Here is a 20,368-nt window from a genome sequence, read left to right on the forward strand (position 1 = left end):
CACTTTCGGCAGTCACTTTCGTCCAAGACCGAGTTGCCGCACAGCAGCTGCGTGTCGCTTCCCGATCCTCCGTCAGACCCGACAGCAGGCGATCTAGCGCAATTCCCGGAAAAACGCCCTGATCTCGGCAACCAGAAGCTCTGGCTCCTCCATCGAACCGAAATGCCCGCCTTCGGGCATGACCATCCACCGCTTCAGGTTGAACATCTGCTCGCAGTACGCGCGCGGCATCTTGTAGATGTCCTTCGGGAATACGGCGATACCGGTCGGAACCTGCACCTGCGGAGTCAGATCGTGCGAAGGCCGCCAGGGGTTCCGCTGCCCTTCCGAATAGAATCGGGCCGATGTGCCGAAGCTCTGGCCGATCCAGTAGATCATTGTCGCGGTGAGTAGTTCGTCCTTGGTGAAGCGCCGTTCGACCTCACCTCCGCAATCGCTCCACTCGCGGCGCTTTTCCAGCATCCACGCGCACAGACCGATCGGCGAGTCGTTCATTGCCCACGTGAGGGTCTGCGGCCTGGTCGTTTGGATGGCCACATAGGCCGATCCTTCCAGGTCGTGCCGCACATTCTCCGCATACCAGTGCGCTTCGTCCTTGCTGTACTCGTCGGGCCCGGGCCATTGGATATCGACGATCTTCAGCGGAAGAACGTAATGAAGGTGAAGCCCGATCAGCGAGTCCGCATATTTGTGACCGAGCTGGGTGGTGACCAGCGCTCCCCAATCGGCGCCCTGCGCGGCGAACTTGTCGTAGCCGAGTTCATCGCGCATCAGCTTTTCCCACAGATCGGCGGTGCGCCAGTAGTTGATTCCGGTGGTCCGAAGAGGAACCGAGAATCCAAACCCGGGCAGTGACGGAACGACCACGTCGAAGGCGTCTACGGGATCCCCGCCATATGCGGCGGGATCGGTGAGCGGTCCGATGACCTTCTTCAGATCCCAGAAGGTCCAGGGCCAGCCGTGGCTCATGATGAGCGGAATCGGATGAGGTCCTTTCCCCTTTTGATGGAGGTAGTGAATGGGCATGCCCTCTATCGTCGTGCGAAAGTTCGGCAGCTCGTTGATCTGATCTTCTTGCGCGCGCCAGTCGAAATCATTGATCCAATAGTCGAGCAGTTCGCGAAGATAGTCGCCGTTGGTGCCGTAGCTCCAATCGTCATTGGCGAAATCGTCGGCCAACCGGGTCTTCTCCAGCCGTGATTGCAAATCCGCAAGGTCTTCATCGGAAACGTGCACCTTGAATGGTTCGCTGGTCATGTTATTGCCTTCCCTTTCAATGACCCGGTCCCGCCGCCGGGGCCGAGCCATTGAAAGAAGCGAGTCTGTCTCTACTTGGTAAAATCGAAGACTGCCTTGATGGTATCTCCGGTTGATTGGTCGTCGATGGCTTTCTGGAAGTCTTCCGGCCCATATACCGTCGCCAGCTTGTCCAAGCCGAGTTGGTCGTAGAGCGCGACGCACCGCGGGAACATATAGGGCGATTGCATGACCCCGGTGACTACGGTGATTTCGTCCAGGAATGCCTTGTGAATCGGCATCGTGAACTCGGCGCCAGGCTTATAGGTCGCCAACAAGACGATCGTTCCGCCTCGCGACACGATCCTCTTGGCCGATTCGACTGCGCTTTGGGCCCCCGAACATTCCATGACGACGTCGTAGCCACGTCCACCGGTGAGCTCCATGGCCTTTTCGTAGGCGTCGTCGGTGATCGGGTCGAAGGCGTACGGGATACCGCCATCGAGGGCGACCTGACGCTTGGCCGCGACCGGTTCGAAAAGAGTCACGGACGAACAACCTGAGTGCACGGCCAGCCGAGCGGTTACCTGACCGATTCCTCCGCCACCGAACACGGCCAAGGTCTGACCCGGCACCGGAGCGGCGAGGTCGAGACCGCGCAAACAGATGCTCACCGGTTCGATGATCGAAGCAGCGACGAGGTCTGCGTCGTCTTTGAGCTTGAAGACCTGCTGCTCATCCATGACGATGTAATCCGCCATATAGGCCATCCGGATTTCGACGTTCGAACAGAATTGCTCCTGCCCATTGCGGCACCAATGACAAGTACCGCAATAGTTGTTGAAATAGAAGCTGACCTTGTCACCGACCTTCAGGCCCTTGGCAGTGGCATCCGGTCCGAGTTCCGCGATGATGCCGGATCCCTCATGTCCTACCGGAACCGGGCCCTCGCCGGGGAGCAAGTAGTCAAAGTCGCCCGCGAATTCGTGCAAGTCCGACCCGCACATGGACGCATACGACATCTTGATCTTGACTTCGGTGGGCGAAGCGATCTGAGGTTCCGGAATATCGACGATTCCCGCCCCGGGCCTGGTATAAGCAATTACCTTCATGGTCTTTCCTTTCTAGCGTTTGAGCTTAAGCATTCGGTCCAGCGATCACGAGTCGGTGTGACGCGATTCGACCTCGTCCACAATCTGGTAATAGGCCGCTTTGTTCAGCTTGTACTTAAGGAACACGGCTGCACAGACGAGCGCGAGGATTCCCGGGCCCAGGTTCATCAAGACATTGATGGCCGTGATGGTGCCGGCTGATTGCTCGGCGCCCGCAACATAATCGAACGCATCCAGTACGAATCCGATGCTCGAGATACCGATTGCCATGCCCACCTTGAGGGCGAAGGTGATGAATGCCGAGATAAAGCCGGCCGCCCGGATACCGGTCTTCCATTCGCCGTACTCGGTTGTGTCGGGCACCATGCCGTACATCATGGTCATTCCTCCGACGATCCCGAACGAGGTCACGACGTTGATCACCAGGAACAGCCACCAGTTGGCGACCGGGTCGATGAACTGAGCAGCGATCATGAGGACCCCCGCCACAATGAAGGCACCTACCGGGAAAGTCGCCTTGTTTGCCAGCTTCGGCCCGATGATCGGCACTGCAAAGGCACCCAGCAGGCTGCCGATCGCCACGCACATCATGAACGGGGTGTAGAGGTTCTGATCGCCCGCCACGTAAGTAAAGTAGTACATATAGGTCGAATTGCGGCCGTAGTAGAAGACGCCCAGCAGCAAGAAACCGGCAGAAAGAATCCAGGCCGGGCCATTGCCCTTCATGGCGCCGATCATCTCGCCGAAGGTCTGCTTCTCGACATGCGGCTGCACGATCTCGTCGATGGTGAAGAAGCTGATCAGGTAGAGCACAAAGGCCGCCGCAGCATAGACCAGAGCGGTCAGCAGCCAGCCCCGGGGACTGGTGGTGTCGCCGCCGCCGAAGAATTCGACGAGTGGCAAGGTCGCCTGGCCGATGATGAAGATACCCACAGTCACCGCAACGATCAGGCGATAACTGGTCACCGAGGCGCGCTCATCGGTGTCCCGGGTGATCACTGCGGTCGCGGCGCTATAGGGGATATTGACGCAGGAATACACGATGATCGACAGTACGAAGACGACACACAAGAAGACCGTCTTGACGGCGATCGATTCGATGGGAAGCACTGTGAAACACAGCACGAGCAGCACACAGAGCGGAATCGACCCGAACAGAATCCATGGACGATAGGTTCCCCACCTGGTACGGGTTCTGTCTGCGAGACCACCGATAATCGGGTCGAGCACGGCGTCCAGCAGCCGCGATCCCAACACGATGCCACCGATGATTGCTGCGGCTACTCCGACCACGTCGGTTGCGAAGAAGACGAGGAACGAGATGATGAATGAATAGCTGAAGTTGTTTCCGCCGTCAGCCAGTGCGTAGCCAATCTTCCGCCACACCGGAAGTTTAATTTTCGTATTGACCGCCACGGTGGATGCACTGCCTGCCACAGGCATCGGAGTGGCCTCCGAGTTTTCACTATTTTGATGCACGAGGAACTCATTTCTTGAATCAGGAGACAATAAGACAGCACGTCTTGATGAATCTCCGGACCGCGCTAAGCAAGTACTTGCGTCGATTCAGAGAATCCGTTGTTACTGAAATTCACGGGGAGCCCGGTGGGGGCCAAGAATCTGACCCCCACCGGCCCTCCAGAACTATTGCCGATGCAGCTGAATCGTCCGAGCCTTATAGGTCAGGTCCTGACAACACCCGTTCGCTCACGAGAGCTTCGCTTGAATTCTTCCGAGGTCATATTCGCCGGTCCACAGCGTCAAGCCGCCATCGGCGACGACTGTCTGTCCGGTCACCCAACTGGCATTGTCGCTCGCCAGGAAGGAGTAGACACCGGTCAAATCATCCACCAGACCGAGCCGCCCCAGCGGAGTCACATCACGGTAGTAGGCCAGAAGCTCCTCGTTGTCGAAAACCGTCCCTTCGTTCGGATGCGAGCGGATGGGGCCGGGCGCGACGGCGTTGAACCGGATTCCGGACTTTCCGTATTCCAGGGCCATGTAGCGAGTGAGATTGATCAGCCCGGCCTTGGCGGCGAAGTAGGCGTTCAGCGAATAGTTGACGCCGTAGCCCGAAATGGATGCCGTGCTCACCACATTGCCATGGCTCTGCTTGAGAGCGGGCAGTGCGGCGCGGACACAATAGAAGGCACCATTCAGGATGACGTCCAAGGTGTCCTGCCAGTCGTCCATCGAGACGGTTTCGATGTCTCCGAACTTGGCGAACCCGGCGTTACAGACCAAAACGTCGATTGTGCCGCAGAGATCGAGAACCTCCTTGATTCCGCTCTCCACAGAGGCGAATTCGGTGACGTCCATCTGAACAAAATGCGCCCGCTCAGCCGTGGCTATGTCTGCCACATTGGTCGGGAATTCGGTGGTGTTCACGATATCTGCGGCGACGACATTCGCGCCTTCGTTCAAGAAGCGGCGGACGACGGCAAGACCGATGCCTTGAGTTCCACCGGTGACAACAACGGTTTTACCGACATGAACCGGAAAATACTCAGTCACGCTGACTCCCTCAGTTATCCAGCTTGAGCATCGACTTCATGCCCTCGTACAGGCCGTCGGCGTCATAGCCGTTGAGGTGATACAGGTAGTTGGCGGTGGCCACCGGCACGTAGTGATCGGGGCATCCCCGAACCTCGAAATCGATACCGACGCCGGCCTGCGCCAAGGTGGCTCCGACCGCATACCCGAGCCCGCCGACAATGGAGTGGTCCTGCGCCGCAATCACGTGCCCGGTCTCGGCGGCGCTGAGCACCGCCTCGGTGTCCAAGGGCTTGATGGTGTGCATATCGACCACGCGCACCGAGACACCGAAATCGTCCGTGAGCCGATTCGACGCTTCGACGGCGTGATGCACGACGATTCCGGAACAGATAAACGCGCCGTCGTTTCCTTCGACCGGGATTCCGGCCTTCCCGATCGCATACGGGGCATCGGGGGCATAGAGGCTGCCGGTTGCCTCACGGCCCATCCGGATGTAGATCGGGCCGTCCCAATCCATGGTGGCGTCGAGCACCTGCTTCATCTGGGCCGGGTCACCAGGCTCGATAACGGTCATATTGCCCATCGCCGAGGTGATGGCTACGTCTTCAAGCGCGCAGTGCGTGGCGCCTGAGTCTGCATTCGAATAGCCAGCATTGTTGCCGATGATGCGCACAGGTAGACCGTTGTAGCAAATGTCGGTGCGGATCTGTTCACAGCTACGCATGGACGCAAAGGGAGCGAAGGTGAATGCGTAAGGCATGAATCCTTCATGCGCCAAGCCTGCGCTGAAGCTCATCAGATTCTGTTCCGCGATGCCCACATTGTAAAAGCGCTCGGGGAATCGATCGACAAATCTGCTGACTCGACTCGACGTCGCAACGTCGGCGGTCGTGACCATCATCTTCGGATTTCGTTCTCCCATATCCGCTAAATGTGCTCCGACCGCGTCACGCAGGCTTGAGAAAATTACGTCGACTGTGATGGTGCTCATGCCCTAGCCTTCCCCTCATCGAATGCCGCGGTGATTTCTTCCAATGCCTGTGCGTGATCACTGTCGGACAGCATCCCTGCGTGCCACTTGGGCGCGCTTTCCATGAAGCTGACGCCATGGCCCTTGACGGTATGCCCGATGATCACCGAGGGCTTGTCGGAATCTGCGGCAGGCAGCGCGTCCAACGCCCGGACGATCTCGTCCATCTTGTGGCCATCGATCTCTTGAACATTCCAGCCGAAGTCGGTGAACTTCTTCGCAAGATCACCCAGGTCAAGAATCTTCTCGACAGGGCCGTCGAATGACAGACCGTTCTTGTCCACAAGAACCACGAGGTTGCCGAGCTTCATGTGCGGGGCCAACATGATGGTCTCCCACATCGAGCCCTCATCCAGTTCGCCATCCCCCACAACGGTGTACACGCGGCTCGTGCGGTTTCCCTTGGCACGAAGCGCGGCGGCAATGCCTCCCGATACCGGCAGTCCATGTCCCAGCGAGCCCGTCGACACCTCGACATGCGGATTCTTCAGATTGCACGAGTGCATTCCGAATCGACCCATATCTGTCGCATATTCCGCATAGATTTCCTCAGGGTTGTAGCAGCCGATCGATGCCTGACAGAACGACGTCACTGCTGAAGCATGCCCCTTCGATAAGACGAAACGATCCCGCTCTTCCCACTTCGGTTCATCCGCCCGATAGTTAATCTTGTACTGCCATAGCGCAGTCATGAGATCTGCCACGGACAGATCTCCACCGATGTGAATCACGGTCTGTTGTGCAAGCTTCAATAGCTTGATTTTGATGTCATACGCCCCACGCTCGAGGCGTTCGACCGCCAATTGATCAACCACCCGTATTCTCCAATCTTCATTGCGCTCCGACGTCTACGTCGAAGACCGACAACAGGACCTATCTGAATGGCCCTTCGAACCAACCATGGTCCGCTCTGGCGTTTCAGAGATCTCTGAACTCTACGAGATGGAAGAACGGTAGCAGTGGTTGCGAGCAGAGGTCAATAGTCTGCTCGAACTATCCTCAAGGCCCCCGCACCGAGTGCTCCATCACCTTGTCGCGACGCGATTGGATAAGGCAGCAACGGTGGTACTGCCGGCTCGGCCGGCGCTCGGACGACTACTGTGGGGGCCGTGAATGACAACACCGAGCCGCAGCCCGACATTGATCGGGGCGCCGTTGCCCAGCAGATCGAGACGGTGGCTGTAGCTCTGGCGGACCCACCCATGTCACGCATGGCCTGGCGCTTCTACGCAGCCTTCTTCCTTTACCAGGACCTCGCACCGTTTACGGCCAAGGAACTCCGCGAACTCATAGGTGCGAGCTCCGGATCGGCAAGCACCGCGCTCCGCGAGCTTGAAAAAGCCGGCCGTATCATGCGTACTCGGCCTCCAGGGGAGCGAGCCGACGTCTACGATCTCGTGGACGAAAACGAATATGGGCGCAATTACGCGGCAAATATGCGCCGACCACTGGCTGCCTTGACGAAGTCGCTCCAAGCGCTCCCGGAAGGAAGCAGAGCTTGGCTACGCGTCCGGTCGATGATTGATCTGAGCGAATTCGTCGCCGAGAGATACCCAGAGCTGTTGGCAGAGTGGGTGCGCGAACGTGCTCACATCTTCGGACGCTGATCCGATCGAGGCCACTCATCTGGTGCGCCAAGTCGAGCTGGATCCTGACGCGCGCCGTCATTCGTGACAAGATGACGCCAGCTAGGCAAGGAGAACCAGCACGACAAGGAGAACCGCATGCCCGAGAAGAAGGTCGGAATCCTGACGGCCGGCGGCGACTGCCCCGGACTCAACGCGGCAATCCGCGGCTTTGGCAAGGCCGCCATCCGCAAGCACGGGATGGAGTTGATCGGGTTCCATGACGGCGTGCGGGGACTGGCGGAAAACCGCTTCATGAACCTCGATGGCAAGGCATTGTCAGGCATCCTTACAGTCGGCGGGACGATTCTTGGAACCAGCCGCGACAAGGTGGATCGCATGGTCATGGACGGCGAGGTCCGCGACATGGTGCCGACGATCGTCGACAACTACGAGAAGCTCGGTCTCGACGCCTTGGTGACCCTTGGCGGCGGCGGCACTGCGCGCAACGCCTATAAGCTCTCCAAGGCCGGGCTCAACGTGATTCATCTTCCGAAGACCATCGACAATGACATCATCGGCACCGATGACTCTTTCGGCTTTTCGACTGCGCTGGAGATCGCGACCGAAGCTGTCGATCGCCTGCACTCGACGGCCCACTCGCACCATCGCATCATCCTCGCCGAGATCATGGGTCACCGCGCAGGTTGGTTGGCGCTGGGATCCGGCATCGCCGGCGGCGCCGACATCATCTTGCTGCCCGAGGTGCCATACGACGTTGGCGTCATCGTCAAGGCAGTGGAGCAGCGCCGCAAAGAGGGACTCAGCTTCTCGGTGATCGCCGTCGCTGAGGGCGCCCGCAATCAGGCCGACTCGATGGCGATGTTGGGGGCCCAGGCTTTGGTCAACGAAGCATCCAGTGTCGCGGCCAAGGCCGCGGCGAAGAAAGCCAAGCAGGATCTTGAGCGCTCGATGCGCGACAACACACTCAAGCTGGCAACCCGGCTGGAGGACGCGACGGGTCTGGAATCACGCGTCACGATCCTCGGATATGTGCAGCGCGGTGGCACCCCGTGCGCCCAAGACCGCCTGCTGGCAACACGGCTGGGCACCAAGGGCGCTGAACTGGTGGACGCAGGTGAATTCGGCATCATGGTGACCGCGAAGGGCACCGACACGGGAACGATCCCACTCAAAGAAGTCGGCGGCAAGGTGAAGTACGTGCCACTGGATCACCCCTGGGTGGAGGCCGCCCGTGCGGTCGGCACCAGCCTGGGCGACGCGTGAGATTCGGGAGACAAGCTTTCCGCGCAATCTCCCTAGCCCGGCACTCCCCCGCTCTGGCGGTACTGTCGCCAGACGTTCTCGAAGAAATCGTTCTCGCTAGGGATCGGACGCACAGCGCGCCAGCTGATGCCGACCTGCGGGGCCTCTCCACGGTCGGTGGGTATTAAGCGCACCTCTTGAGTCGTAGCATCCAGCTCGGGGCCGGACAGCCGGAACTTGAAGACGCCGGGGCGGTCGGCTGCGTAACGGACCTGGTCGAGATCCCCTTCAACAGGGAAGCTTCCGGCGTCGTCCGAATAGAGCACTGAACCACGCGATCCCGCATTCGTGCCGGCGAAGTCCTGCATGGCTGCGGTATAGACGAACGCCGTTGTCAGCGCGTCGCGAAGCAGGAAGATCCGGTCGATGAGTCGCCGAGCATCCGGAGCGGCAGCAACGATTCGCGGCAGTTCGGCAAGCCACTGGGTGACCGCCGAGCAGACTTCGTCGATCGATTCGGTAGATCGAACTGGCCCGGCATCGACGCTCATCAGCTCGCTCAACTGCCTCAGCAGATCGAGCGGGGTGAGCTGCGTGCCGCCCGCCGCATTCGAGGCCGCTGCCTCGACCAGTTCGAGAGCCTCGGCGACGCGCTGGGCCGCAGCGGTTTCGAACGCCGTTGAGTCGTCCCCGGGCAGCTGGGTGCGACGCTTCGCAATGTACTCGGCAGCCCGGGTGGCGCCGACCTGGCCGCTGTTGAGAGCCGAACCACCCGGGCGATAGACACCGTGCGAGCCGGCAGCCTCACCGACCGGAAAGAAGCCCTCCAGATTCGACCGCCACCACGAGTCGACGGCGAAGCCGCCGTTGTTGTGCTGGGCACAGACATCGACCTCGAGCATCTCGGTGGCAAGATCGACCTTGGGCCCCTTCTCAAGATAGAAGTCATAGGCCGGGCGGTTCATGTGCATCAGCCGCTTGATCGGGCTGCCTTGCACAGCCCCGGCACGCTCCAGGTAGCTGCGGGCCTCCGGCTCGAGATCGTCCAGGGTGAATGCCTGGTCAGCGACATTGTGCATGAAATCCAGGTAGACACGACGACCACGCAACTGGGTCTCGCGATAGACCAGCAGGTCGATCACCGACGATCCTTCGCGGGCCTTTCGAATATCGAAAGGCCACTGATAGCCCTTGAGGAAGACCAGCGACGCGAGTCGTCCACGGTCACCGATCGCATCCAGCAGGAACTCGCGCGGATCGCTGCCATCCGGCTCGGTCGAGATGAATCGCGGTACGACCTGCATATAGCTGCCCGAGACATTCCACCTCGGACGAACCGACGCCAGTCCGAACTGCCACTCGGTGACATTCTTGCCGACGGCTCCGGCGCGGTAACCGGCGCCCGAGGCTCCCCACTGGCCGTGCGGGAAGACGCTGTTGGCGTAGAGCATCGCGGGACCTCCGGTGGCATAAACCACGTTGGTGCATCTGACCAGCAAGAACGGTGGATCGGCCGGATCCCAGTCTCTATCCCGCCTGAGCAGCAGGACGCCGATCACCTCTTGGTCAGCGACGATCAGGTCCACCACCCGACATTCCGAGATAACCGTAATCCCCTGCTGATTTGCCTCGCTTTCCAGCGCCTCCACCATGGAACGCGACGTGTACGGTCCAACCGAGGTGGCGCGCTGGCGGGGGTCGTGGTCGGTCTTGTAACCGACGAACTCGCCGTACTCGTTGCGGGGAAACGGCACGCCGATATCGCAGAGATGCAAGAAGGCTCTAGCCGACAGCGCCGCCTCGGCCAGCGCGTTGTCGCCGTCCATAGCCCCGCCCGAGAACAGCGTATTTGCCATCTCACGCACGGAGTCCGGCTCTGATCCGGCCAACGTCAGCTTGTAATACGTCTGCTTGTCAGAGCCTGCGTTGCGCGACGTGCCGGCCTTGGTCTTGTCGGTAACGATGACGACATCGTCCTGGCCGAAGTCGACGAGTCTGGTGGCCGCGCAGAATCCGGCAGAGCCAGTGCCGATGACGACCGAGTTGGTCGTGAGTACCTCGAGGTTCAGACCCCCGACAGTGCGTACTTCGGTATTCGCCATGCCGCACAGCCTAGCGGGCCCTCCTTGCAATTGCAGCACTTGCTGCTTGACGCCTCCCATGGCACCTCAATAGACTCGGCTCATCCTCGGATCGGAGTCTCTCCGAACTGGTTGACAGGCAGGCAGTACTCGCTCTTCAAACGACTTGATGCGGAAAGGTTCGCCGATGACATCGAGCGCTCTTCAGGTCGCGCAACGTGCGGGCGTCTCGGTTTCCACCGTGTCACGGGCCTACACGCACCCGGATAGGTTGTCTCCTGCCACACTCGGCCGCGTACGGAAGGCCGCAGAGGCACTCGGCTATGAGCCTGCGCCGGTGCGTCGTCCGCAACAAGCCCCCACCGACCACCCGACGATAGCCTTCATGGCCCCCGACATCGCCAACCCGTACTTTGCTGCAATTGCAAAGGCCGCTCAGCAGCGAGCCCACACGCGATCGTTCAACATGATCGTGGCGAATACGAGCGAAGACATCGAACAAGAGGCCGGGCTGCTCAACGGGTTGCTGCCTAGCGTGCAAGGCGTGATCTCATGTTCCAGTCGTTCGACCGACAGTCAGATCGCCGAGATGGCCGCGAGCGTGCCGATGGTTCTGGTCAACCACTCTGCCGATTCGGTGAGCTCAGCGAGTGTGGACGAGGACGATGCCATGCGGCAGATCGTCAGGCATCTTCACGCCCTTGGTCACGAGCGCATCGGTTACGTCGGTGGCTCGGTTGCCTCGCCATCGGAGGCTGTCCGTAGCGCTGAGCTTCGCCGAATCGACGACGAATCCGACCAAATCGAGATCGCCCACCTGGGAAACTTCGCGGCCTTTGCGCATGGCGGCATCGCCGCGGCTGATTTGGTCATCTCGGCAGGTGTCAGCGCGGTCATCGCGTTCAACGATCTGGTGGCGATGGGGATCTTGTCACGCCTTCAGCAACGCGGCGTGCGGGTGCCCGATGACATCAGCGTTGTCGGCACGGACGATGTACTGATCTCCGAGGCGACTCAGCCTCCACTGACCACCATGGCAATGCCTCTCGAACGCCTGGGTATCGCAGCCGTCGAGCTACTCGAGAAGATCATCTCTGGTCAGAGCACCACGCGTGAAGAGGTTGTGCTGTTGGCCAGCCTGGTCGTGCGTCAGTCGACTGGTCCTGTCCGGTGAATCTGCCTGGCGGCGCCTGGCTCTCTCACTCCCATTCGACCCAACTGCAAAGGAGCAACCCATGAATCAGCCCACCGCCATCGTTACCGGTGGCAGCAGGGGAATCGGTCTGGCCATCGCGAAGAAGTTGATCGCAGCCGGATACAATGTCGGCGTGCTGGCGCGCAAAGCGTCGGCCGACGACCAGTTCCATCGGCTCGTCGAGGCCGGACGCATCTACTCCCTGCTCGGCGACATCACCGATGCATCCACTCGCGAGACCCTCGTCAACGAGACGGTCGCGAGGTTCGGTCAGATCGATCTGCTCTGCAACAACGCCGGTACTGGTCCGGCTCAGCGCGTTGACATCTTGGAGATGCCGGTCGAGAGCTACGACCGCGTCATGGACGTCAACCTGCGCGGGCCACTGCTGCTCACCCAAAAGGTGGCGGCACTGATGATCACAAACTCGCCGCGCAATCCTGGCGGCCAGCCCGGCATCATCGTGAACACCGGCTCTGCCTCGGCGACCATGGTGTCGACCAACCGCGGCGAATACTGCATCTCGAAAGCCGGGGTCAGCATGGCGACCAAGCTCTTCGCGATCCGGCTGGCCGAGCACGGCATCCCTGTCTACGAGGTCAGCCCCGGCATCATCCGCACCGAGATGACGAAGGTCGTCACCGGCAAGTACGACAAGTACATTCTCGAAGATGGCAACTGCCCGATCCCTCGCTGGGGCGAGCCCGACGACGTTGCCGAAGCAGTCATGGTGCTGGCCGAAGGACGCCTGAAGTACTCGACCGGCGACATCATCTACGTCGACGGCGGCATGCGGATCCCGGTGCTGTGATGTCCACCAACCGTCTTTCCCTCAATACCGCCACCGCCAAGAACCTCGACATCCCCACAGCAATAGCTGCGGCTGCCGAGCACGGCTACCAGGCAATCGGCTTCTGGCGCGACCGAGTCGCCGAGACTGGAGTCGAACGCACCGTGCAGCTGGCCAAGCAGGCCGGGCTACGGGTTTCGTCGCTGTGCCGTGGCGGGTTCATGACGGCCTCCGGTCCCGATGCCATCGCATGGGCGCTGGCCGATAACAAGGCCGCGATCGACGAGGCAGCCGGCCTGGGTGCGCCGGAGCTCGTGATGGTGGTCGGAGGTCTGCTCGCCGCCAGCGACTTCGGCGGTCCGGCGCTTCCCGACGGCGACCGTGATCTCATCGCTGCCCGGCAACGCGTCGTTGACCGAGTCGCAGATCTGGTTCCCTACGCACAGTCTCGCGGAGTGCGGTTGGCGCTCGAGCCAATGCATCCGATCTTCGCGGGTGACCGGGGAGTGCTGTCCACCCTGGGCCAAAGCCTCGATATCGCCGAGGCATTCGATCCGGCGGCCGTCGGGGTTGTGGTCGACACCTACCACGTCTGGTGGGATCCTCAGCTGGCCGAGCAGATTGCCCGAGCCGGACGAAGCGGCCGTATTTCGTCCTACCAGGTGAGCGATTGGGTACTGCCGCTCGAACCCGACACGCTCAACTCGCGTGGTTTCATGGGTGATGGATATATCGACTTCGCTACCATCACCTCGCGGGTCGAAGAAGCCGGCTACACCGGCGATGTCGAGGTCGAGATCTTCAACAAGTCGATCTGGGGTCTGCCTGCGGACGAGTTGCTGGGCACGGTGCGCGAGCGCTTCGCGAAGCTTGTCTCGCCATATCTTCGGCAACAAGGCGCCTAGGGTGCTCGATGAGCAGTTGGACCTGGCTATGAAGCACGTGGAAGAGAAGCTGAGATCGGTCTCGGACAAGACGCAGAAGTGGCCAAGAGGCTGAAGCCGGACCGAGCGTCCTTTTCCGAGGTGACAAGGTGCAAATCACTTTCAGTCACGCTCGGCGACCTCCCGGGCAGGCGTTACATGGCTGTAACGTTGACGCAACACCTCCGCTAGATTGGCTGGATAGCGTAAACCCGTTCACTGATTCAGCGGGCCGGGAAACCCCGGGTCGTCTAGTTGGAGGAGACCAAATGTTCCAAGGCGCCGACGATCTCTTGGCGTACATCAAGGACGAGAACGTCGAGAACGTTGACGTTCGTTTCTGCGATCTGCCAGGTGTGATGCAGCATTTCACCGTGCCGGCAGGTTCGTTCGGTCCCGAAGTCTTCGAGGAGGGGCTGGCCTTCGACGGCTCGTCCGTAACGGGCTTCCAGACCATCAACGAGTCCGATATGGCTCTGATGCCCGACCCGACCTCGGCTTACCTCGACCCGTTCCGCAAGTCGAAGACCCTGGTGGTGAACTTCTTCGTCCACGACCCGCTGACCAAGGAGCCCTACAGCAGGGATCCGCGCAACATCGCCAAGAAGGCCCAGGCCTACCTGGCCACCACGGGCATCGGCGACACCGCCTTCTTCGCTCCCGAGGCCGAGTTCTACGTCTTCGATGACGTGCGCTACGAGACCAACGGCCACAGCTCGTTCTACTCGGTGGACGCCGAGTCGGCTGGCTGGAACAGCGCCCGCGAAGAAGAACGCGGCAACCTCGGCTACAAGGTCAAGACCAAGGGCGGCTACTTCCCGGTGGCTCCCGCTGACCACTACGGCGACCTGCGCGACGAGATCGTCAAGCACTGTGAGGACGCCGGCCTGATCATCGAGCGCGCCCACCACGAGGTCGGCGCCGCCGGCCAGGCCGAGATCAACTGGCGTTTCGATGAGTTGCTGACCAGTGCTGACAACGTCATGAAGTTCAAGTACCTGGTCAAGAACACCGCCTACGTGAACGGCAAGTCGGCGACCTTCATGCCGAAGCCCGTCTTCGGCGACAACGGTTCGGGCATGCACTGTCACCAGTCGATCTGGAACGAGGGCAAGCCGCTGTTCTATGACGAGAATGGCTACGCTCAGCTGTCCGACCTCGCTCGCTGGTACATCGGTGGTCTGCTCAAGCACGCTCCGGCGCTGCTGGCCTTCACCAACCCGACGATCAACAGCTTCCATCGTCTGGTGCCGGGCTTCGAGGCTCCGGTGAACCTGGTCTACTCGGCCCGCAACCGTTCGGCTTGCATCCGCATCCCGATTACCGGGTCGAACCCGAAGGCCAAGCGCATCGAGTTCCGCTGCCCCGATCCGTCGGCGAATCCGTACCTGGCTTTCGCTGCCCTGCTGCTCGCCGGCATTGATGGCATCCAGAACCGCATCGAGCCGCCGGCTCCGGTCGACAAGGACCTCTACGAGCTGCCTCCCGAAGAGCACGCTCAGGTGACTCAGGTTCCGGGTTCGCTGGAAGAGGTGCTTGATGCCCTCGACGCTGACAAGGACTTCCTGCTGGCCGGCGACGTGTTCACGCCCGACCTGCTCGAGACCTGGATCGGCCTGAAGCGCGAAGAACTCGATGCCCTGCGTCAGCGTCCGCATCCCTACGAGTTCGATCTCTACTACCAGATCTGATTCCGGCGTCTTGGCTGCCGTTGAAAGCTGTCGAATGCGGCACTGACAGGCAATTTCAACAGCCGGCCGAGTTTGCCGACCGTAGGTGATCGCGGGCTTCTTCCGCCCTGGAGAGTGGGAGTGTTCCGCCGGTTTGACCGGTGAAACACTCCCACTGTCGTCGTCCAGAACTGCACGATCACGGAGGGATCGAGGATTCCCGCCGGGGCAGGGCCCGCGACCGCAGATGGTCTGTCACCCTCGCAGGTCCATGGCGGTGACGGTGGGAATCTGCTGATCGTCGTAGTTGACATCGGAAATTCGCACTTCCACGTCGAAGACCTCGGCGAGCCGCTGCTCGGTCATGACCTCGGTTACCGACCCCGATACCGGACGATGGGCAGCATCGACCAGAATTACTCTGTCGGCCACCCGCAGGGCATGCGCCGGATAGTGGGTATTCATTATGACGGTCAGCTTCGCCTCCGCGACGAGTCGGCGCAGCAGCTTCAGCACCACCAGCTGATTGTGAAAGTCGAGGCCCGTCTCCGGCTCATCAAGAACGAGGATCCTCGGCTCGGCGACGAGCGCTCGCGCGATGAGAACCATCTGGAATTGCCCACCGGACATGTTGCCGCACGGCATCTGGGCCAAATGACCGGCTCCGATCGAGACCATCGTCTCCCACGCCCTGGCCCGTTCCCTCACGCCGGGCTGCTCGAAGATGCCCAGGTGCGGCGCCCGGCCAACGGTCACCATGTCGAGGCCCGTTAGCGACAGGGTGACCGCCGACCGGGCCTGCGGCACGTAGGCGATGGTGCGTCCGATCTCTCGCTGGGTCATCTCGTTCAGGTTGACGCCGTCGATCTCGGAGCGACCGCCGCTCCACTGCAGCAGCCCGATCATGGCGCGCATGAGGGTGGTCTTTCCCGCGCCGTTGGGGCCGAGCACGGCGAGCAACTCGCCCTCGTCCACGGAGAAGTTGATTCCATCGAGAATTGCTGTCCTGGCATGCGGATATCGGAATGCGCCATCGATCACCGCGAAGGTCATCGCCAATTACCTCCGGTTCGACGCAGCAGGACGATGAAGAAGGGCGCCCCCAGTAGGGCGGTGAGCACGGAGATGGGAATCTCCGACGCAGTAATGGTGCGCGCCAGGGTGTCGATCAGCAGCATCATGATGGCGCCCAGCAGCAGCGACACCGGGATGATGACCCGGTTGTTGTTGCCCACCAGCATCCGGGCGCAATGCGGAACCAGCAGACCGATCCAGCCCACCTGCCCGCACATCGACACCACTGACGCGGTGATCACCGTGGCGCTCACGATAACCACCGGACGCAGCACCTTGAGGTTGAGCCCGGCTGCCCGCGCCTCGTCCTCGGAAAGCGCGAGCACGTTGAGCCGCCAGCGCAGCAGATAGATGGTGAGCGAGCCCAGCACGATGAGCGGTGCTCCCAACGCGATGGCGTCGAAGCCGACGCCGGCCATCGACCCCATCAGCCAGTAAGTGATCTCGGGCAGCTTCGATGTGGGGTCGGCGACTAGCTTGAGCAACGAGATCACCGCGTTGGCGATCGCGGAGACGATGACTCCGGCCAGCACCAGCATGACAATCGAGGTTCGTCCCCGCTGCCGAGCGATCGCCGCGGTGACCGCCATCGCGATCAGACCGAAGAGCAGCGCGAGCAGCTGCACACCCAGCAGACTCCACTCCAGCAGCAAAGCCAGCACCGCTCCGATGGAGGTGCCCGCCGCCACGCCCAGCGTGTCGGGCGTGGCGAGCGGGTTGGAGAAGACCGATTGAAAGGCTGCGCCGGCCACGGCCAGTCCTGAGCCGACGACGATGGCCAGCACCGTGCGGGGAAGCCGGACGCCGAAGAGCACCGATCCGACATTGGGATCCGAGAACTCCCGGCCACCGGCATACTCCCAAAGCGCCGTGACGACCTGTGACAGCGTGACGCCGTAGCGGCCCGCGAGAACCGAGGCCGCTGCGCAACCGGCCAGCACCAGCCATAGGACGACGACGAACCACGGCCTGAGCCGACCATCGCAGACCAATGCGCCCGTCAATCCCGACCTGGCCACGCTCCTGGGCTCGGAGTTCGGTCTGCTCCGCGACTGGGCGGGCGCAGTGGATGAGGTCTCAGCGTAGACCGGCATCCGGATCCAGAATCTTGGCAGCGCGCTCCCCGCTTACCTGATGGCCATACATCTGCGCGTAGTAGTCCTGGGTCATCGTGACCAGGTCAACGTCGTCGAATTCGGCCGGATACAGCTTCGAGCCGATCCAATTCGCCGCGACCGGCGCATCCGGGCCTGGGGTGAACCAATTCCACATACCCAATTCGGTGGTATAGACCTCGCCATTCTGCACGGCCCGCAGCGTGGATAGATCGATGCCCTCCACCTGATTGTTCAAGATCTCGGCAGCCGTCATCGAGCTTTGGCCCTTGCCGGTGACGAGAATGACATCAGGATCCCAAGCCTGCAGTTGCTCGGCATTGACCGGCATGGTTCCCTCTTGGGAGTCCGCAGTCACGTTGGTGAAGTTCATGGTCTCGGCCCAACGGTCGGTGAACCACCCGTCCTGACCTCCGGCGACCACGAGCATGCCCTTGTTGGCGCCCATCACGATCAGTGCGGATCGCTTCTGGTCTTCGGGAACCCGGGATGCGCGCGCTTCCGCATCGTTGATGAGCGTATCGCCATAGGCGATCTTGGCATCGTTCTTGCCGGGCTCGTTGTAGACGTCCTCCAGCAGCCGAAGCCATCGCACGTAGGTGTCGGTGGGTGCGCCCATGGTGTCGAAGCCGACCACCGTCAAGCCTGCGGCCTCCATGGCACCGCGATTCTGCGCATTACGGGCATTGTTGAAGACGACATCGGGCCCAATGCCGAGCAGGGTCTCCGCATTGATGGTGCCCTGGTTGTCGAAGGAGGTGTCCACATCGAGTGCTTCCGGGGCGATCTCGGCGAGCATCGTGTCGTCCATCATGTTCACGAGACGCTCGGAGGTGGCTACGATATTCGGCGCCTCGCCATCGAAATATGCGACGTAGGTCGACACCAGCGGAATCTGTTCGAAAGCCACGCTATTGATCTGCGCGGGGATCTCGACCTGCGCGCCCGAATGATCGGTCACGGTATGGGGTCCGGTCTGCTGTGGGGTATTTGCGGTCGTCTCGGACGCCGCGGTGGCGCTCGAAGAGCTGCTGCCGGACGAGCAGCCGGCCAGCGCTACGCTGCCTGCCAGGGCCAGCGCAATGAGTGCGCCGAACTTGGATTTCATCTTTTCCTCACCTCGGGTATGGGCCCGCCGCCACCGCTGCGGGCATTCTTCTATTCAGGTTCGTCAGCAACATCGGTTGCCGGTTTGGATTCAGCTCAGTTATGGCCCTGCTCCACCCGATACGCGTGGTCGTACATGCTCGCCGGAGTGCCACCTTCGAGGACATCGAAGAGTTCGTCCGGCGCCGAAGGGACGAACCCGGTGCAGACGTCCACCCCGTGATCGAACAACAGCGGGCTCAGCGGCGTGGATGGGCCGACCACGATCGTCGTCGCGTTCCGCGCGAGTTCCAGCAGCCGCGGCATCGTCTTGTTGACGAACGCGGAGCCCGAAATGAACACATAGTCGCTGCTGGGAAGCAGATACTCGCACGCCGAATCCGGGTAGTCCCCGGCCTGGGTGCTGCGTTCGAGGACGCGCAACTCGGCCGCCCTCGCCAACGCCGCGGGAGCGAAAGGAAAATGACCGATGACCGAGACGGTCTTGCCGGCCACCGCATCCGAATACGGGTGAAACAACCGTTCCCAGTTGTTCGCCTCGCACCGCGTGAATCCGTGGGCCTCAGCCCGCTCTGGTTGCGAGTACCACGCGTTGATCGCTGCCATGGCGATGCCCGCTTCGGCGAAGTTCCAGCTCTTCGCCAGCGAGGCGACCTCTCGCAACGGCGCCCCGACAAGGCCTTCGCCGTCACGCAGAGCGGGACGAGAGTTGTCGGCGAACGCATATGCCATGCCGAGCCCGCCTTCGGACGATCTGACCCGGCACCACCGCGGTCCCACTCCCGCAGCGACAACGCTCACCTCAGCGGGAATGACCTCGATTAACTGGTCGTATATCTGCCACGGATCTGGCACCAGAACTCCTCTGCTGTCGGGATCAACCCGCTCCACATTATTCATGGTTAGGTCAGGCTAACCTGTATACGGTTATATCACATGGGACTTGGCACTGCACCGAACCGCTCGCAAAACAGCGCGCAACGTACGCAGTGACGAACTGACGATCGTGGCCGTGGGGCCGCCGGCAGGAATTGCGCACTCAGATGGCTCGTTCGACGGCACGGCCGGCACGCGGCAAGGCGAATCCGAGCCGGTGTTCTGTCACGAAGCAGCGGCCAATGTGCCGGGACAGAAGACGTCAGTCCGGAACTCGTGTGGACCGGTACCGCAAGGCGACCACTCCCGAGCCGAACTCATGGCGATCCACGAGCTCGAGCTGGATGCGCTCGCGCAGACCGGCGAGCAACGTCGGCCCGCGTCCGGCAAGGACCGGCTGCACAAGGAACTCGTACTCGTCGATTAGTCCCAGGTCTGCCAGCGCCAGGGGGAGCGTTACTCCGCCCACCCACAGGCCCTTGCCTGGCTCTTGTTTTAGCCGCTGAACCGCTTGCCCCAAGTCGCCGCGCACCAGCTCGGCATTCCAATCGACTCCGCTCAGCGTGCTCGACACGACGTACTTCTTCGCCCGGTCGATCGTCTCGGCGAACGGAACTTCCCACGCGTCCATCCAGTCGGGCCACACGCCCGTGGCCGGCTTACGCCAAGCCGACTCCATCATCTCGTAGGTCACCCGTCCGAACAGCAGGGCATCGGCTCCTGCCATTTCAGCGGCCCAATAACGCATCGACTCCTCGTCCGGCGGAAGCCCTGCCTCGTGATGACAGCAGCCGTCGAGCGTGACATTGATCGAGTATCGAAGTGGTCTCAT

18 protein-coding genes are annotated in these 20,368 nt (G+C 61.3%); 6 read left to right on the forward strand and 12 right to left on the reverse strand.

Annotated elements, in window-relative coordinates:
* Positions 1-93: 93 nt before the first annotated feature.
* The 6 genes from AAFP05_RS06420 to AAFP05_RS06445 form a co-directional block, all read right to left on the reverse strand.
* Entirely contained in the window at positions 94-1,257 is a 1,164-nt protein-coding gene (locus AAFP05_RS06420; protein ID WP_341729027.1) for an epoxide hydrolase family protein, read from the reverse strand.
* Between the two features lie 71 nt (positions 1,258-1,328).
* Positions 1,329-2,348, reverse strand: coding sequence for an alcohol dehydrogenase catalytic domain-containing protein (locus AAFP05_RS06425; RefSeq protein WP_341729028.1), 1,020 nt, complete (start codon positions 2,346-2,348; stop codon positions 1,329-1,331).
* 45 nt (positions 2,349-2,393) lie between these two features.
* Entirely contained in the window at positions 2,394-3,734 is a 1,341-nt protein-coding gene (locus tag AAFP05_RS06430; RefSeq protein ID WP_341729029.1) for a glycoside-pentoside-hexuronide (GPH):cation symporter, read from the reverse strand.
* Between the two features lie 321 nt (positions 3,735-4,055).
* Entirely contained in the window at positions 4,056-4,862 is an 807-nt protein-coding gene (locus AAFP05_RS06435) for an SDR family oxidoreductase (protein ID WP_341729030.1), read from the reverse strand.
* Positions 4,863-4,872: 10 nt separating this feature from the next.
* A complete protein-coding gene (locus AAFP05_RS06440; protein ID WP_341729031.1) occupies positions 4,873-5,835 on the reverse strand; it encodes a transketolase C-terminal domain-containing protein in 963 nt (320 codons plus the stop codon).
* Complete coding sequence (locus tag AAFP05_RS06445; RefSeq protein WP_341729032.1) at positions 5,832-6,689, reverse strand: transketolase; 858 nt, start codon at positions 6,687-6,689, stop codon at positions 5,832-5,834. Before AAFP05_RS06445 ends, AAFP05_RS06440 begins: the two co-directional genes overlap by 4 nt.
* Positions 6,690-6,983: 294 nt before the next feature.
* Between AAFP05_RS06445 and AAFP05_RS06450 the strand changes: the two genes are divergently transcribed.
* Both AAFP05_RS06450 and AAFP05_RS06455 read left to right on the forward strand, forming a co-directional pair.
* Positions 6,984-7,481, forward strand: coding sequence for a hypothetical protein (locus AAFP05_RS06450; protein WP_341729033.1), 498 nt, complete (start codon positions 6,984-6,986; stop codon positions 7,479-7,481).
* 117 nt (positions 7,482-7,598) lie between these two features.
* Positions 7,599-8,726 carry an ATP-dependent 6-phosphofructokinase gene (locus tag AAFP05_RS06455; protein WP_341729034.1) on the forward strand — a complete coding sequence of 376 codons (1,128 nt, stop codon included), beginning with the start codon at positions 7,599-7,601 and terminating at the stop codon, positions 8,724-8,726.
* Positions 8,727-8,758: 32 nt separating this feature from the next.
* On the opposite strand, the gene AAFP05_RS06460 is transcribed toward AAFP05_RS06455, so the two are convergent.
* The gene (locus tag AAFP05_RS06460) at positions 8,759-10,807 is read right to left on the reverse strand and encodes an FAD-binding protein (protein ID WP_341729035.1); all 2,049 of its coding nucleotides are present in this window, start codon (positions 10,805-10,807) and stop codon (positions 8,759-8,761) included.
* A 166-nt stretch (positions 10,808-10,973) separates the two neighbouring features.
* Between AAFP05_RS06460 and AAFP05_RS06465 the strand changes: the two genes are divergently transcribed.
* The 4 genes from AAFP05_RS06465 (at position 10,974) to glnA (ending at position 15,385) form a co-directional block, all read left to right on the forward strand.
* The gene (locus AAFP05_RS06465) at positions 10,974-11,960 is read left to right on the forward strand and encodes a LacI family DNA-binding transcriptional regulator (protein WP_341729036.1); all 987 of its coding nucleotides are present in this window, start codon (positions 10,974-10,976) and stop codon (positions 11,958-11,960) included.
* Between the two features lie 61 nt (positions 11,961-12,021).
* Positions 12,022-12,792 carry a 3-ketoacyl-ACP reductase gene (locus AAFP05_RS06470; RefSeq protein WP_341729037.1) on the forward strand — a complete coding sequence of 257 codons (771 nt, stop codon included), beginning with the start codon at positions 12,022-12,024 and terminating at the stop codon, positions 12,790-12,792.
* Positions 12,792-13,676, forward strand: coding sequence for a sugar phosphate isomerase/epimerase family protein (locus tag AAFP05_RS06475; protein WP_341729038.1), 885 nt, complete (start codon positions 12,792-12,794; stop codon positions 13,674-13,676). The genes AAFP05_RS06470 and AAFP05_RS06475 overlap by 1 nt, the downstream gene beginning before the upstream one ends.
* Before the next feature lie 287 nt (positions 13,677-13,963).
* Positions 13,964-15,385, forward strand: a complete 1,422-nt coding sequence (gene glnA, locus AAFP05_RS06480; RefSeq protein ID WP_341729039.1) for a type I glutamate--ammonia ligase — start codon at positions 13,964-13,966, stop codon at positions 15,383-15,385.
* 234 nt (positions 15,386-15,619) lie between these two features.
* Here the strand turns inward: glnA and AAFP05_RS06485 are convergent, their stop codons facing one another.
* From AAFP05_RS06485 to AAFP05_RS06505, 5 genes are all read right to left on the reverse strand, one after another.
* Positions 15,620-16,417: an ABC transporter ATP-binding protein gene (locus AAFP05_RS06485; protein WP_341729040.1), complete on the reverse strand. Its 798-nt coding sequence runs from the start codon at positions 16,415-16,417 to the stop codon at positions 15,620-15,622.
* Entirely contained in the window at positions 16,414-17,532 is a 1,119-nt protein-coding gene (locus tag AAFP05_RS06490) for an iron ABC transporter permease (protein WP_341729041.1), read from the reverse strand. The genes AAFP05_RS06485 and AAFP05_RS06490 overlap by 4 nt, the downstream gene beginning before the upstream one ends.
* Positions 17,516-18,661 (reverse strand): ABC transporter substrate-binding protein, encoded by a 1,146-nt coding sequence (locus AAFP05_RS06495; RefSeq protein ID WP_341729042.1) that lies wholly within the window; start codon positions 18,659-18,661, stop codon positions 17,516-17,518. The genes AAFP05_RS06490 and AAFP05_RS06495 overlap by 17 nt, the downstream gene beginning before the upstream one ends.
* 95 nt (positions 18,662-18,756) lie before the next feature.
* Positions 18,757-19,515, reverse strand: a complete 759-nt coding sequence (locus AAFP05_RS06500; protein WP_341729043.1) for a DUF364 domain-containing protein — start codon at positions 19,513-19,515, stop codon at positions 18,757-18,759.
* Positions 19,516-19,798: 283 nt separating this feature from the next.
* Positions 19,799-20,368, reverse strand: a 570-nt coding sequence (locus tag AAFP05_RS06505; protein WP_341729044.1) for a dihydrofolate reductase family protein, incomplete at its 5' end; no start/stop codon positions are given.

Origin of the sequence: Brooklawnia sp. (assembly GCF_032229645.1) — a bacterium.
Lineage (GTDB): Bacteria > Actinomycetota > Actinomycetes > Propionibacteriales > Propionibacteriaceae > Brooklawnia.